Source organism: Mesorhizobium sp. M1066 (genome assembly GCF_040318635.1).
Taxonomy (GTDB): domain Bacteria; phylum Pseudomonadota; class Alphaproteobacteria; order Rhizobiales; family Rhizobiaceae; genus Mesorhizobium.
This window is the reverse complement of record NZ_JAMYMR010000030.1, coordinates 67,076-79,785: the sequence shown is the minus strand read 5'-3', so window position 1 is coordinate 79,785 and position 12,710 is coordinate 67,076. Positions and strand designations below refer to the sequence as shown.

15 protein-coding genes are annotated in these 12,710 nt (G+C 61.1%); 11 read left to right on the top strand and 4 right to left on the bottom strand.

The genetic code is table 11. The features are described from left to right. The first annotated feature begins 104 nt into the window (after positions 1-104). Genes NKH52_RS27185 through NKH52_RS27170 form a run of 4 tightly spaced genes read left to right on the top strand, consistent with a single transcriptional unit; the run spans position 105 to position 3,095 of the window. Positions 105-848 (top strand): multiubiquitin domain-containing protein, encoded by a 744-nt coding sequence (locus NKH52_RS27185; protein WP_352735268.1) that lies wholly within the window; start codon positions 105-107, stop codon positions 846-848. Further along, positions 848-1,231, top strand: a complete 384-nt coding sequence (locus NKH52_RS27180) for an E2/UBC family protein (RefSeq protein ID WP_352735270.1) — start codon at positions 848-850, stop codon at positions 1,229-1,231. Before NKH52_RS27185 ends, NKH52_RS27180 begins: the two co-directional genes overlap by 1 nt. Beyond that, the gene (locus tag NKH52_RS27175) at positions 1,228-2,574 is read left to right on the top strand and encodes a HesA/MoeB/ThiF family protein (RefSeq protein WP_352735272.1); all 1,347 of its coding nucleotides are present in this window, start codon (positions 1,228-1,230) and stop codon (positions 2,572-2,574) included. The genes NKH52_RS27180 and NKH52_RS27175 overlap by 4 nt, the downstream gene beginning before the upstream one ends. Further along, the gene (locus NKH52_RS27170) at positions 2,571-3,095 is read left to right on the top strand and encodes a ubiquitination-like system serine protease family protein (protein ID WP_352735274.1); all 525 of its coding nucleotides are present in this window, start codon (positions 2,571-2,573) and stop codon (positions 3,093-3,095) included. Before NKH52_RS27175 ends, NKH52_RS27170 begins: the two co-directional genes overlap by 4 nt. Before the next feature lie 182 nt (positions 3,096-3,277). On the opposite strand, the gene NKH52_RS27165 is transcribed toward NKH52_RS27170, so the two are convergent. From NKH52_RS27165 to NKH52_RS27155, 3 genes are all read right to left on the bottom strand, one after another. Beyond that, a complete protein-coding gene (locus NKH52_RS27165; protein ID WP_352735276.1) occupies positions 3,278-4,624 on the bottom strand; it encodes a PDDEXK nuclease domain-containing protein in 1,347 nt (448 codons plus the stop codon). Next, positions 4,621-5,862: a tyrosine-type recombinase/integrase gene (locus tag NKH52_RS27160; protein ID WP_352735278.1), complete on the bottom strand. Its 1,242-nt coding sequence runs from the start codon at positions 5,860-5,862 to the stop codon at positions 4,621-4,623. The genes NKH52_RS27165 and NKH52_RS27160 overlap by 4 nt, the downstream gene beginning before the upstream one ends. Positions 5,863-6,016: 154 nt before the next feature. Further along, on the bottom strand, positions 6,017-6,679 hold the full coding sequence (locus NKH52_RS27155) for a JAB domain-containing protein (RefSeq protein WP_352735280.1): 663 nt from the start codon (positions 6,677-6,679) through the stop codon (positions 6,017-6,019). Between the two features lie 234 nt (positions 6,680-6,913). On the opposite strand from NKH52_RS27155, the gene NKH52_RS27150 reads away from it, so the two are divergent. Genes NKH52_RS27150 through NKH52_RS27140 form a run of 3 tightly spaced genes read left to right on the top strand, consistent with a single transcriptional unit; the run spans position 6,914 to position 9,896 of the window. Continuing rightward, a complete protein-coding gene (locus tag NKH52_RS27150) occupies positions 6,914-7,771 on the top strand; it encodes a MipA/OmpV family protein (RefSeq protein WP_352735282.1) in 858 nt (285 codons plus the stop codon). A gap of 41 nt (positions 7,772-7,812) precedes the next feature. Then, positions 7,813-8,574, top strand: a complete 762-nt coding sequence (locus tag NKH52_RS27145) for a response regulator (protein WP_032900681.1) — start codon at positions 7,813-7,815, stop codon at positions 8,572-8,574. Further along, a complete protein-coding gene (locus NKH52_RS27140; protein ID WP_352735284.1) occupies positions 8,571-9,896 on the top strand; it encodes a sensor histidine kinase in 1,326 nt (441 codons plus the stop codon). The genes NKH52_RS27145 and NKH52_RS27140 overlap by 4 nt, the downstream gene beginning before the upstream one ends. A 20-nt stretch (positions 9,897-9,916) precedes the next feature. Here the strand turns inward: NKH52_RS27140 and map are convergent, their stop codons facing one another. Further along, complete coding sequence (gene map, locus NKH52_RS27135; RefSeq protein ID WP_013532002.1) at positions 9,917-10,744, bottom strand: type I methionyl aminopeptidase; 828 nt, start codon at positions 10,742-10,744, stop codon at positions 9,917-9,919. A gap of 168 nt (positions 10,745-10,912) precedes the next feature. Here map and NKH52_RS27130 point away from each other — a divergent pair, with 168 nt between their 5' ends. From NKH52_RS27130 to NKH52_RS27115, 4 genes are all read left to right on the top strand, one after another. Continuing rightward, positions 10,913-11,335, top strand: coding sequence for a hypothetical protein (locus NKH52_RS27130; RefSeq protein ID WP_352735286.1), 423 nt, complete (start codon positions 10,913-10,915; stop codon positions 11,333-11,335). Positions 11,336-11,447: 112 nt separating this feature from the next. Continuing rightward, positions 11,448-11,687, top strand: coding sequence for a hypothetical protein (locus NKH52_RS27125; RefSeq protein ID WP_352735288.1), 240 nt, complete (start codon positions 11,448-11,450; stop codon positions 11,685-11,687). Positions 11,688-11,843: 156 nt separating this feature from the next. Beyond that, on the top strand, positions 11,844-12,140 hold the full coding sequence (locus tag NKH52_RS27120; RefSeq protein ID WP_352735290.1) for a DUF982 domain-containing protein: 297 nt from the start codon (positions 11,844-11,846) through the stop codon (positions 12,138-12,140). A gap of 220 nt (positions 12,141-12,360) precedes the next feature. Then, positions 12,361-12,624 (top strand): DUF6074 family protein, encoded by a 264-nt coding sequence (locus tag NKH52_RS27115; RefSeq protein WP_352735292.1) that lies wholly within the window; start codon positions 12,361-12,363, stop codon positions 12,622-12,624. Positions 12,625-12,710: the final 86 nt, after the last annotated feature.

Here is a 12,710-nt window from a genome sequence, read left to right as displayed (position 1 = left end):
CTCCTTGCCCAGCATGAAGGTTGAATCAGATTTGCACGCCTAAGGGAATCCCAAGCCGATTCAGTCTCATTTCATCCCGCTCTAGGTCCACAGGAAAACGAAATATGTCTCTTATCGAAAACCCCGACATCGACGATGTCGCACTCGCCGTGCAGGAAGATCGCCCTCTGCGCCCCGGTCGCTACCGGGTCTCGCTCGCTGTCGATAGCGTCGATTTCCACCCGCTTATCCTCGACGATCCGGTTCCGCTCGGCCGCCAGATCCTGAAGAAGGCCGGCATCAACGACATCGACGGCCACTCGCTGTTCGTGGTCACTCCCGAAGGCGACTTCGAAGATGTCCGGGCGGACGAGGAGGTCGACCTGCGCGACCGTGCCGCCTACCGCTTCATCACCTTCAGCACCGACCCGCTCTACCGCGTCAAGCTCAATGACGCGCGCATCGTGTGGGGCCGGTCCTCCATCCCTGAAGCGGTTCTGCGTGCGCTCGCTGGCATCAACGACGATGAGGCGGTCTTCCTGGAGGTGCGCGGCGGCAAGGACAAGCTGATCGAACCCAACACCACTGCGGATCTCACCGCAGACGGCGTCGAGAAGTTCATCACGGCGCCCAATAAGGTCAGCTACACCTTCTTCGTCAACGGCAAGCCCTATGAGACCGACAAGAAGAAGCTGACCGGCGCGCAGATCAAGGCGATGGTACCTGACTGGGATCAGCAGCATGACTTGTCGCTGGAGGGTGAGGGCGACGACCCGGACCGCATCATCGCCGATGACGAGGCCGTGAGCCTCGTTCCGAAGCACGGTGTCCGCCGCTTCTCGTCGGTCCCGAAGGCGAACTTCGGCTGATGCCCGGCGTTTTCGACATGCAGCTGGAGCTGCTGCGGGAGCGCTTCGGCGACGTTCAGACCCGGCAGTTGCCGAGCGGAACCATGCTCGTCACCGTGCCGGGCGTTCGCCTGCCGGAGGGGTGGTCGAAGTCGTCGACCACCATCCGCTTCATCGTCCCCCCAGGATATCCGTTTGCGCAGCTCGACTGCTTCTGGGCGGATCCCGATCTCCTTCTTGCACATGGAGGTTCACCACAGAATTCGGCATCAAATCCCGTCCCGGAGACCGTCGAGCCAGCACTTTGGTTCTCGTGGCATCTAACGGGACCGTGGAACCCCAACCGCGACACACTGTCGACGTGGATGAATGTGGTGATCGATCGAATGAGGCAGGTCCAATGAGCCGCGTCCGCTTTCCCGCACCTCTCTATTCCGACCTGGCGTCGACGCTGCTCAACGCCAATGGCCTGGAGAGCTGTGCCATCGCTTATGCCCATCACGATGCGTATAGCGACACATGGATCGTCGCCGACGCCGGGCCGGTGCCGGACGATGCATATGAGAGCCGCACCTGCCTATCTGCGGTCCTCAAATCGTCTTTCCTTCTCGAGGTCGCAAACCGCAGCCGGGTTACAGGCATGGCCATCATCGCGATCCACACGCATCCCGCCAGTCCCGGCCACCCACGTTTCTCGTCGGTCGACGATGTGGGCGAAACGGAACTGGGTTCATATTTTGCTCGGCGAGCGGCTCCAGTGCCGCATGTTGCGCTGGTAATCGCGCCCGAGGGTTGTCGCGCACGCCTTCTCGGAAACGAGGATGAGATCGACGTATGGGAAGTGGGAGAGAGGCTCATGCTCCATTCGCCCATGCAGGGCGTCTCCGATGAGGAACGCGACGACCGGCAGGTTCGGGCATTCGGAGCGCCGGGGCAACGGCTGCTGCGCCGCCTCCACTTCGGCGTGATCGGTGCGGGTGGGACGGGATCGCTCGAGTGCCAGCAACTTGCCCACCTCGGCGCCACGCGGATCACGGTGATCGACCACGACCTAGTCGAGGAGACGAACCTTAATCGTCTCGTCGGCTCAATCCCCTCCGACGTTGGCCAGCCGAAGGTCGAGGTGGCGGCCAGGATGATCCGTGCCATTAACCCTGATGCCACGGTGGTCGCGCTTCAAGCTGACATCGTCGACGAGGAGGTAGCTAAGCTCATCGCAACCTTTGATTTCGTGCTGTTGTGCACGGATTCCCATGCGAGCCGGGCGGTCGTCAACCAAGCCGCCTATCAGTATTTGGTGCCCGTGATCGATATGGGCGTCAGCATCACTGTCGCGAACGGAGCCGTCAGCCACATCACGGGGCGGGTGCAGATGCTTGCCCCCGGACTTCCTTGCCTGAGTTGCTCGGGCGCGCTCGACGGTGAGGCGATCCGGCGGGAAATGCTGACTCCGGAGCAGCGCGCGGCGGACCCCTATGTACAGGGTTTGCGCGAACCTCAGCCGGCAGTTCTGTCGATCAACTCTACCGTGACTTCGCTCGCGATGACCATGCTGCTCGGCGCTGTCACGCCGGTTCCGGTCAAGCCACGTTATCAGGTGTATGACGGCATTCGCGGTCGAGTGAAGGAGATGGCTGTCGCCGTGCAACCGAACTGCGTGGCCTGCTCGTCGCTGGGCGCCTTCGCCAAAGGCTCAACTTGGAATCTACCGGTCCGGCCAACACGTCACAATGGGGGCGACAAATGACAGAGCCTGCACGAATGGTCCGGATGGTCGGGGATGCCGAGTACAGGGACCAGGCTGAAGCAATCCTCAACGCTCCCGGCGATGCATCCATGGTGTTTCGGTCGCGGCCAAGATCGATCGTCATGGCGTGCCCGGATGGGTGCGGCGAAACCTTGGTGATTAACTTGGACAGCCGCGCCGACAAGGCATGGCGCTGTGACATGCGCGGAGAAGGACTTACTCTCTTTCCTTCGGTGTGGCGCGAAGGAGGGTGTAAAAGCCATTTCATCGTCTGGCGTGGCCACATTCTGTGGTGCGACCGATATGAGCGAGGAAACCGTGAACCGCCTTACAATCCGGAGATCGAGGCGGTCCTCCTCGGCGCAATGGACGAGGTTCAGCCGCGCAACGCCGTGGAACTGGCCGATGCAATCGACGAACTCGTCTGGGACGTCAATCGCGTTGCAAATCGGCTCGTGGGTCGCGGCCTCGCACGCTCGTGGAAGATAAACGGGGGGTGGGTGTTCGTGCGGGGGGCATGAGACGGTTGATGTGGATTATCCCATCGCCGCCTAGTCGGTGTTCGCGCCCTGAGGAGGCGTTGCGGGGCTCCCCAGCCTCTGCCGAACTCATGGCGACGCCGTCGGGCAGGCTGATAGCTGCCTGATATCCGTTCCCCTTCGGCGTCGCCGGCGAGGTTACCGCCGGGAGGTGGTCGGTCAATTTAGTTATCTGCCCTGATCGTCCTGAGTTCGGTCAGGAAGACTGTTCCGGCCTCCACCGCTCGCTTCGCTGCGTCAGGATCGACGTCCACGCCATGCGAGGCTTCATTCATGATGCGCAACGCGCTAAGCATCTCATCCGTGCTAGACGGCATCGCCCCATGCTTTCGCAGGTCTCGCAGCATGTTCATGATGCCAACGGGCCGGTCGAAGACGACGCCTCTATTGTCGGCGAGGTCGCGAAGCGCACGTTCGATTTCGATGCGAAGCCTGACCACCGACATCAGCGGGAATTCGCGCGCGAACTCTTCTACCGTCGGAAGCTCATGTTCGAACTGGGCCGGAAGAGCCTTGGAGAGCTGATATTGAGCCACGCCCATCGGTTTGCTGGAATCCCGCAAGGCATATTCCACGATCACTTGGTTGCGGCCCTTGCACAGGATGATCCCGATGGTGGGTTGATCATCTGGATGGCGAAGCTGGTCGTCCACGGCTGAGAGATAGAAGTTCATCTTGCCGGCGAACTCGGGCTTGAAGTCCTCGATCTTTAGCTCGATCACCACGAAGCAGCGCAGGCGTAGATGATAGAACAGTAGATCGAGGAAATAGTCCTGCGCACCGACTTCGAGATGATACTGACTGCCGACGAAGGCAAAGCCCTTGCCAAGCTCCATGATTAGCAGCCGCAGGTGCTCGATCAGGCCGCGCTCCAAATCGCGCTCCAGCATCTCCGGACCAAGCGCTAAAAATTCGAATGTGTAGGGGTCCTTCAGGATTTGCTGGGCGAGTTCCGATTGTGGGGCCGGGAGGGTGCGTGAGAAATTAGTGAGCGCGCTGCCCTGTCGGGCGAACAGATTGCTGTCGATCTGATGAGCAAGGACATTACGGCTCCAACCATGCTCGCTCGTGTGCCGGGCATACCAGGCGCGTTCCTCCGGTCGCTTGACCGCATCGAGAAGGAGCATGTTGTGGCCCCAGGGCAATTGTGCAGCAAGCTGCTGCACAAATTCGCCATCGGGCCAGGCTTCGGCGAAGGCACGCATATATTTCAGGTTCCGGGCCGATAGCCCGGTCATTTCCGGGAATGCCTGACGCAGATCCCCTGCCAACCGGTCGATGACCTTGGCGCCCCAACCTTCGCGCTCCTGCCGGTCCAGAATGTCGCGGCCGATATTCCAGTAAAGGAGAACCAGTTCGCGATTGACCGAGAGGCTGGCCCGGTGACGAGCGTCGACGATTTTCCGTTTTAGATCACCGACGAACGTCGCGTAGGTCTGGGCGTCGATTTCGGCGGCGGCCTTGTCGATCTTGCCGCTGCGAGGGGCGGGCTTGGATGGAGAACGGCTCATGCCGCCATCTTCATGGGTTTCTTGGCGAGCATGGCGCGGACGAACTTGTCCCATTTCGCCATGCCGGAACGTTTCTCGGCCATGTAATTCCAGCGGTCATAGTGTTTCGAGCTGACATCTTGCAACGCGTGATTCTGCAAGCGGTCGCGGATTTCCTTCGGAACGCCTGCCTTACCAGCCAGCGTCTTAAAGGTGCGCCGGAGATCCCGGTTCGTCGCGTAAGGGATCACGCCACGGTCTCGCTGGCGCCAGACGAAGCTGTAGAGTGTGCCATGGCTCACGGGTTTTGATGGATCTTTGGCGGAGGGGAAGTACCAGCCGTATTCGTTCGGGATGATCGATTCGATCAGCTCGGCTGCCAGTGACGGCACCGGAACAGCGTGCGGCTGGAGATTCTTGGTTTTTGACCAGTCGATGATCCGCTCCCTGGCGTCCCATTGATCGACATGGAAGCGCGCGATCTCCTCGACCCGCTGGCCGGTCAGCATCAAAAGCTGAACGGCACGGAGATAGGAAGGCGTCACGGGAGTATCCGGGCAGTCAAGCCAGCGGTAGAGTTGCACGAACTCTTCCTCGTCGAGCCAGCGCGTGCCCTGCACCTTGGGCTCGGTGGGGATGCCCGTCGCCGGATTGAAGGGAATGCGGAAGCGGCGCGCTGACTGCTGCCGATAGTCGTTGTCGGATTTCATGCCCCAGCTAAAGGCCGCATGGAGATAGGAGCGTACGTGGTCCGCCATCGACTTGGCGCCGCGCTCGTAGATCGGGCGGATCAACTCGATGATTTCCTCGGCCTCGATCTCACGAGCGAGGCGGTTGCGCCCAAGCGTGTCGGCGATCTTATTGAGGCCCTTCTCGGTTTCTTTCCAGGACGGCTTCCCGGCGCCCTTGAGCGCTGCGACATAGCCTTCGAACAAGTCGGCAACCGTGCCAGGGCGAGTATCCGTCGCAATTTTAATGCTGCGGCCCTTCTGAATCACGTCCGCGAAGTCGCGCTTGTAGATTTCGCGCGCCTGCGCGAGCGACATTGACGGATAGGCGCCGATCTTTTTCTTGGTCCGTTTGCCGTCACGCCATTGTTGCGCCATCCAGTCGGCGGTGACGCGCTTGGGCATGGGCTTGAGGACAAGGACGAGGCGACCAGTGCCGCGCCCTTCGCCGTCGGCGAGGTTCTCTTGCTTCTGGTTTGTCTCGACCCGCTTCAGCGCATGTCGGATAGCCGTGTCGGTCAGGCTTGGCATGACATTCTCCTGTGCCGCAACTGGGATCGGTCAAGGAGAAACGGGGATCGTTTGCTGGGATCGGAACGCCGTTTTCTACCCCTTTTACCGCTCCCAATTTGCCATAACCGCCCCCCGTACGCAACCCACAAAAACCGGCTATTTCCTTGATGCTTCAGTGGTATCGAGCGTGATCCAGCGTGATCGAAACAGGGGTAGTGGGGTGGTTGTGGACCAGGATGATGGCGGTGGCCGAGAGTTCGAGAGCGCGCCTGACCACCTCGCGCGGGTAGACGGGCGTATGGTCGACGGTGCCTGTCTGCTGAACCTCGTCGGCGATCAGCGCGTTCTTCTTGTCGAGGAACAGGATGCGGAACTGCTCGCGCGCCTCGAAGGCCATGACCGACCGGCAATAGGCAAGAAGCTGTGTCCAGGACGAGAGGACTTCGCGACTCTGCACCTCTCCGCGCGCCATGCGCTGCGCGGTTGCCGTGACGATCTTGAGATCGAGCGCCACCGCAGGGCCAATGCCCTTGACTTCCTGCAGGAGGCCGACCGGCGCCCCGAGCACTTCGGCCAGCGTGCCGAAGCGCGCCAGCAGCGCCTTGGCCGCCGGTTTGGTGTCGGCACGAGGGATCAGGCGAAAAAGCAGAAGTTCCAGAAGTTCGTAATCGGGCAGGGCGTCCGGGCCTGCCAGGGCAAAACGCTCGCGCAGTCGGTCGCGGTGACCGAGGTAATGCGGCTTTTCGTCAAGCGTCGCCTTGGCTTTCGCCGCAGGTCGCATCGGCGCTTCGGAGAAGAAACTCCGCTCGTCGTCGTCGTCGTTTGTGTTCCCCATACACCGCCCACATTGCTCCAGCGCAGACATTAGAACTGTTCTGGCCGGGATTGAAACAGTTCTGTTCCCCGATCGCGAGACGCCCCACGGCAGATCGTGGCTATGGCTTTCTCATACGGCAAGATGAAACCACGATTGCGCAACAAAACTTAACATCACTTAACGCATGCGGCCACTTTCACCTGACATGTTGGCGCCATCGGAGGCTCGTGGCCTCGCTATACTGGAGCGCGCATGTTCGCCAAAATCGACTCTGGACTATTTGCCGGCCGGGCATCTCTCGCGGCCATGGCAATCCTGCTTTCGACGCATTCGGAGGGCGCGCTGGCGGCAGACGCCATTGCGGTAAATTCCGATGATTTTACCCTGCCGCCCGAGCCTTCCCGTTTCGGGCGTTTCGAACAGAAGCTGGCCGACTGGCATGTCGTGCTTGGCGGCGGCGCCATCATCGTCCCCAAATACGAAGGCAGCAATGAGTTCAAGATCATGCCGGTGCCTTTCGTCACGGCGACATTCCTCGACACGGTGACGATCGACCCGACAGGCGCCAACATCGCCGTCTATGAACAAGGACCGTTCGCATTCAGCGCTCGGCTTGGCTATGAGATGGGCCGCAAGGAAGACGACTCCGACCATCTGCGCGGCTTGGGGGACGTCGACATGGGCGCGACGGTCGGCGTGAAGGCAGCGGCGAAGTTGGGTCCAGCCGAAATATTCGCGCAGCTGGACAAGACCATCGGCGGCAGCGATGGCCTGGAGGGCAGGGTGGGGATCGAGGTGACCCGGCCTCTGTCTCAATCGTTGATGATCGGCGCCAGCGCGTCCGCTGTCTTTGCCGACGAAAATTACATGCAGGCCTATTTTGGCGTCACGCCCGAACAATCGGCTCGCTCGGGGCTGGCGCGCTATGATGCCGGCGCCGGTTTGAAGCGCGCCGATTTTTCGATTTCCGCCACATATATGCTCGACGAGAACTGGATGGTGCGCGGCGAAGCGGGGGTCGGCGTTCTCTTGGGTGACGCTGCCGACAGCCCCGTTGTCGTCGAAAAGATCCAGCCTTCAGGGATGCTTCTCGTCGGATATCGGTTCTGACGCCTACCCAGGCACCAAATGCAGGCTAGACAAACTCCGGAATGGCACAGCAACGGCACCAAAGCGATTTGAGCGCCGAATCCAGGTCGGCAAGGCAAGGTTCGCGCATCCTCATTGTCGAAGACGATCTTGAGATCGCACGCATGCTGGGCGAGACGCTCACCGACAACGGCATGATCGTGGAAATTGCCGAGAGCGGCGTCCAGATGAATGCCGCGCTTCGCAACCAGAAATTCGATCTCATCGTGCTCGATGTCATGCTGCCCGGCGAAAACGGTCTCAACATCTGTCGCCGTCTTCGTGCCGGAACCAACATTCCGATCCTGATGCTGACCGCGCTCGGTGAGGAAATCGACCGCATCTTCGGGCTGGAAATCGGCGCGGACGACTATGTGACGAAACCGTTCAGCGCACGCGAACTGACGGCCAGGATACGGGCGCTGCTGCGCCGTACAGCCTATGCTCCAGACGAGCGGGACTGGTCGAAGGTGCTCCGTTTCAACGGCTGGCGCCTCGATCCAATACGCCGGCAATTGCATGACCCCAACAATGCGCGGGTTACGACCACGACGCATGAATTCGACCTGTTGCTTGCGTTTTGTCGCAATGCGGGCCGGGTTCTCTCGCGCGAGGAACTTCTGGGCGTAACCCATGCCGGGCTCGCGGGGCCGATCGAGCGTAGCGTCGATGTCCATATCAGTCGAATCCGCAGGAAGATCGAAAAGGATGCGCGCGATCCGGTGCTTCTGAGGACCGTTCGCTTGGGTGGCTACATCTTCACCGCGACGGTGGAGGAAGCATGAGGGGTTTCATCCGCCGTTTCTTGCCACAGTCCGTGCGTGGGCAGTTTGTGGCGATCATTTTTATCGCGGTGATCGTGATCATGTTCGTCGGTTCGGTCGTCGAGATTTTCATAGAGAGCGTCGACCTTCCCGCCGCGGAAGACAACGCAAGGCGTGCAGCCGTTGTTGTTGCCCTGTTGCAAGAAACGCCGGCGGAGGCGCGTGGCGCAATTCTGGCGACAGCAAAGCGGGCCGGCTTTGATTTCGAGATATTGCCCAAGGACCAGATACGCGGCATTCCCCAATCCTATCTGCAATGGCGAAGTGTCGAATGGCTTTTGCGTATCGACAGGGGGACGGTTGATGGACGCTGGATAAGGATCGGCGGCCGATACGCGTTTGTCATCGACCTCGACCAGCAGGACGTCCTGGCCCATTTCGGCATGCCCGATTCCTGGCTGACATCGGGCCTCGTCCGTGCCTCGTTCTATAGGTTCATGGCTTTCGTCGCCTTGCCCGTGCTGATCTGGCTGTTTGCGGTTTGGGCCGTGACGGATCCGTTGAAGCGCATCTCGGCGGCAGTCGGTTCGGCCGAGATCGAGAATGGCGAACAGCTCTTCGTCGAACACGGCTCCATTGAAATGGTGGGGTTGGCGCGCGCCCTGAACAGGATGAGGACGCGCATCCGCACGATGATCGAAAACCGCACGCGCATGTTGCGCAGCGTCAGTCATGATCTGCGCACGCCCTTGACGCGGCTGCGGCTTCGCGCCGAGCGCATGGATGATGGCCCCATCCGAACCGCGATCCTGTCCGATGTCCAGCACATCGAAATCTTGATCGAAGAGACCCTGACCTATCTGCGCAACGATGTTTCGACGGAGAAGCTGCAGCGCGCCGACATTGCCAGCGTTCTGCAAACCGTCTGCGCCGAGTTCTCCGATGTCGGATTTCCTGTCTCATATTCCGGGCCGGACCGGCTCCTGGGCTGGTGCAAGCCCAATGCATTGGCGCGTGCGATCGCCAATCTTTGCGACAACGGGGTCAAATTCGCTGGCAATGTCACGGTCGCCTTGACAGCGACCGGCACGGCGGCGCGCATCACGGTAGGGGACGACGGGCCGGGCATTCCGATGACTGCACGTGCTCGTGTTTTCGAACCATTCTTCAAGGAAGATGCGTCGCGCGGCATTGCGTCGAAGCATGGCTTCGGTCTGGGCCTGTCGATCGTTGCCGACATCGTCCAGGGGCACGGCGGCAGGATCGAATTGGAGGACAACCAGCCCAGCGGACTGGCCGTTACCATCGACCTGCCGAATGCCGCGGATGTGCAGTCGGCGTAGACGGCCTCCTACCGGGCACTCTAAGCCGGCAGGCCGGGGCGATCGAGCTTTTTGGGCGACAGCGTGAAAATCTCGCACCCTGTGTCGGTCACGCCGATCGTGTGCTCGTACTGCGCTGACAGCGAGCGGTCGCGCGTCACCGCGGTCCAGCCGTCCGACAGAACCTTCACATGCGGCCTGCCCAGATTGATCATTGGCTCGATGGTGAAGATCATGCCAGGCCGCATCTCTACGCCCTCATTGGCGCTGCCGTAATGCAGGATGTTCGGCGCGTCATGGAAAAGCTGGCCGACGCCGTGGCCGCAGAAGTCGCGCACCACCGAGCAACGCTCGCCTTCGGCAAAGGTCTGGATGGCGGCGCCGATGGCGCCGGTGCGGGCGCCCGGCCTGACCGCCGCAATGCCGCGCATCAGGCATTCATGCGTGACTTCGAGCAGCCGCTCGGCGGCGCGCTTGATCGTGCCAACCGGATACATGCGCGAAGAATCGCCGTGCCAGCCGTCGAGGATGTAGGTGACGTCGATGTTGACGATGTCGCCATCCTTGAGCGGCTTGTTGTCGGGAATGCCATGGCAGACGACATGGTTGATCGAGGTGCAGGACGATTTCGTGTAGCCGCGATAGTTGAGCGTCGCCGGCAGCGCGCCGTGGTCCATGCCGAATTCGAAGACGAAGCGGTCTATTGCTTCGGTGGTGACGCCGGGCTGGACCATCGGCACCAGCTCGTCGAGGCAGCGTGCGGTGAGATCGCATGCTTTGCGCATGCCGGCAAAGCCATCCTCGCCATAGAGGCGGATCTGGCCGGTATTTCTGAGCGGGGCCGTGGCAGCGTCGAGATAGGTGACCATTTTGTCCGTGTAGCGGGTAGGGCTCTGCAGGAGAGCCAGCGTGAAAATTTCCCCAGATTTGGCACTTGAGGGCAAAAGGTTCAAGGAAGAACTGTCTGATGCGGCCGCGCGCTTCCGGATTTTACTCGGTTTGCTTCCCTTTCTGGCCATGGTGCGTTAGGGCGGGTGATGTTTTCGAGATCGCGTCCCTTCGCGGCGGCCAGGCAAACCGGATGGACTGAAGCGCCGCTGACGGCAGCCTGCTCATGCCTGATGGGCATGGTGCTGCTGGCGATGCTATGCTTCGGCCTGCCGGCGGCGCTAGGCTTTGCGGGGTCTGCGCCAAGCGGTGCCAGTGTCGGTGTCGAGCGGTCGGGCGAGGTGGCGGCGCTGCTGCGTGTCACCGGCAAGGCGCAAGCGCTGGAAGTTCGTGCCGGCCGTCCGCTCCTGGTCAAGTTCGCCGGCGGCCATCCCGCGCTTCCGGTCCCCGACGCTGTTTTTCTTTGGGCCGCACGGACATCGCAAAGAGCGATGGTTTCGGGATATGGGGCCGCCTCGGTTCCCGGGGCGCGCACCAACCAGCCGCGCGCACCGCCGACCATCACGGCCTGAGCGGTCCAGAACCGTACCCTTCACCTCATCGTTATTCCTGTTTGCGTCGTGATCGTGCGGCGGCTGTCGGCCGCGCAGCGGTCGCGCGGCGCGTCATTTCCGGATCATTTCCATGCAACAACGCATCAAGACATTCAAAACCCTGTCGCGTGTGGCTTCGGCTGCCGCGTTCCTCTGCGTCCAGGCGCTCATCTGCATCGGAACCGTCTATTGGGCGGTTGCCGAGACGCTCGGCCTGTCGGCGATGGCGGCCCTTGTTCTCGGCGGCATCTTCGCCGTGCCGACGGCATTTGTACTGATCACCGCCATTCGCATGGCCTTCGACGCGGAGACGGATTCGGCGAACCAGTGAGCATATGGCACCCAGGACAGATCTCGGATGCGCGATTTCTTTGGCGCGATGTGGCCCGCGACCCAAGAGACGACACATTTCTGAGCCAAAAGCCGGTCAAAGCAACTTTTGACGACGAACGGCGTTGCCTCGGCGACGCCGTTCGGGAGACGGGAAATGGATAGACTGCAATTCGAGGTGCCGGTGCGCATAGCGCCTGGATCCGATCTGCCAGTCGAGGAAATCTATGGCGTCGAACAGGCGCTCGATTTTCTCCAGGACTGGCCTGCGCGCCGTCAGGGCCCGATCTATCAGAAAGCGTTCAACGCCTGCTTTGGCGCCACGGTGGATGTGGTCAAGACCGAGGATGCCTGCCGGGCATTCATGGCGTTTTGCCGCGCCAGTGGACTGATGGCCAGGGACATGATGACGCCGCGCAAGCGCGGCGGTGAGGCGAGGGCGCTCCAGGCCTGAGGGCCGTCGTCCGTTTCGCTTGCCCCGATTCCTACGTCAACGATCGCGTTTGAACGCACGCGGCGATGTCGCGAGCGTAGGGCTGCGCCCTTTTCGTCCCCGACGACCGCAGCACGCTGCACCCACGTCAGCGCCGTTAAGCTTCCGTTTCCACCTTCCCGGCTACGCCATTGCTTGTTGGCGATGGTTGATTCGTTGCGTCAGTCTCATGGTTTGGAAGATGTCCCCAGAAAAAGTCCGTGCATTCCCGATCGACCGTCAGGTATTCTTGGTCAGGGAGGTTGCTGCCAAGCTCGGCAACCTGCATGGCGAGACCGCCACCTCGTTCTGGAGAGCCAAGGCGTCGGAGTTGCTCGATCTTGTGGTCGGATCCGGCAGGGACAGAACGGCAGCCAGCGATGAAGTGCGCAGGTTTTTCCTGGCCGTGCAGCGAGAGATGTTGGCTGATACGGCCTCGGAGTCGATGCCAATTCTTTCCGCTTGAAGCAAATGTTCGCGCATCCGGCCTCGAATATTTTCTCCAATAGTGTGAAAAAACCGGCCTTTCTGTGATTTCTGTGCCAAAGCGGC

What these genes read in the sequence shown, in the direction of transcription:
- NKH52_RS27185 (WP_352735268.1), top strand. Translation starts at nt 105, where the DNA reads ATGTCTCTTATCGAAAACCCCGACATCGACGATGTCGCACTCGCCGTG.
- NKH52_RS27180 (WP_352735270.1), top strand. Translation starts at nt 848, where the DNA reads ATGCCCGGCGTTTTCGACATGCAGCTGGAGCTGCTGCGGGAGCGCTTC.
- NKH52_RS27175 (WP_352735272.1), top strand. Translation starts at nt 1,228, where the DNA reads ATGAGCCGCGTCCGCTTTCCCGCACCTCTCTATTCCGACCTGGCGTCG.
- NKH52_RS27170 (WP_352735274.1), top strand. Translation starts at nt 2,571, where the DNA reads ATGACAGAGCCTGCACGAATGGTCCGGATGGTCGGGGATGCCGAGTAC.
- NKH52_RS27165 (WP_352735276.1), bottom strand. Translation starts at nt 4,624, where the DNA reads ATGAGCCGTTCTCCATCCAAGCCCGCCCCTCGCAGCGGCAAGATCGAC.
- NKH52_RS27160 (WP_352735278.1), bottom strand. Translation starts at nt 5,862, where the DNA reads ATGCCAAGCCTGACCGACACGGCTATCCGACATGCGCTGAAGCGGGTC.
- NKH52_RS27155 (WP_352735280.1), bottom strand. Translation starts at nt 6,679, where the DNA reads ATGGGGAACACAAACGACGACGACGACGAGCGGAGTTTCTTCTCCGAA.
- NKH52_RS27150 (WP_352735282.1), top strand. Translation starts at nt 6,914, where the DNA reads ATGTTCGCCAAAATCGACTCTGGACTATTTGCCGGCCGGGCATCTCTC.
- NKH52_RS27145 (WP_032900681.1), top strand. Translation starts at nt 7,813, where the DNA reads ATGGCACAGCAACGGCACCAAAGCGATTTGAGCGCCGAATCCAGGTCG.
- NKH52_RS27140 (WP_352735284.1), top strand. Translation starts at nt 8,571, where the DNA reads ATGAGGGGTTTCATCCGCCGTTTCTTGCCACAGTCCGTGCGTGGGCAG.
- map (WP_013532002.1), bottom strand. Translation starts at nt 10,744, where the DNA reads ATGGTCACCTATCTCGACGCTGCCACGGCCCCGCTCAGAAATACCGGC.
- NKH52_RS27130 (WP_352735286.1), top strand. Translation starts at nt 10,913, where the DNA reads ATGTTTTCGAGATCGCGTCCCTTCGCGGCGGCCAGGCAAACCGGATGG.
- NKH52_RS27125 (WP_352735288.1), top strand. Translation starts at nt 11,448, where the DNA reads ATGCAACAACGCATCAAGACATTCAAAACCCTGTCGCGTGTGGCTTCG.
- NKH52_RS27120 (WP_352735290.1), top strand. Translation starts at nt 11,844, where the DNA reads ATGGATAGACTGCAATTCGAGGTGCCGGTGCGCATAGCGCCTGGATCC.
- NKH52_RS27115 (WP_352735292.1), top strand. Translation starts at nt 12,361, where the DNA reads ATGTCCCCAGAAAAAGTCCGTGCATTCCCGATCGACCGTCAGGTATTC.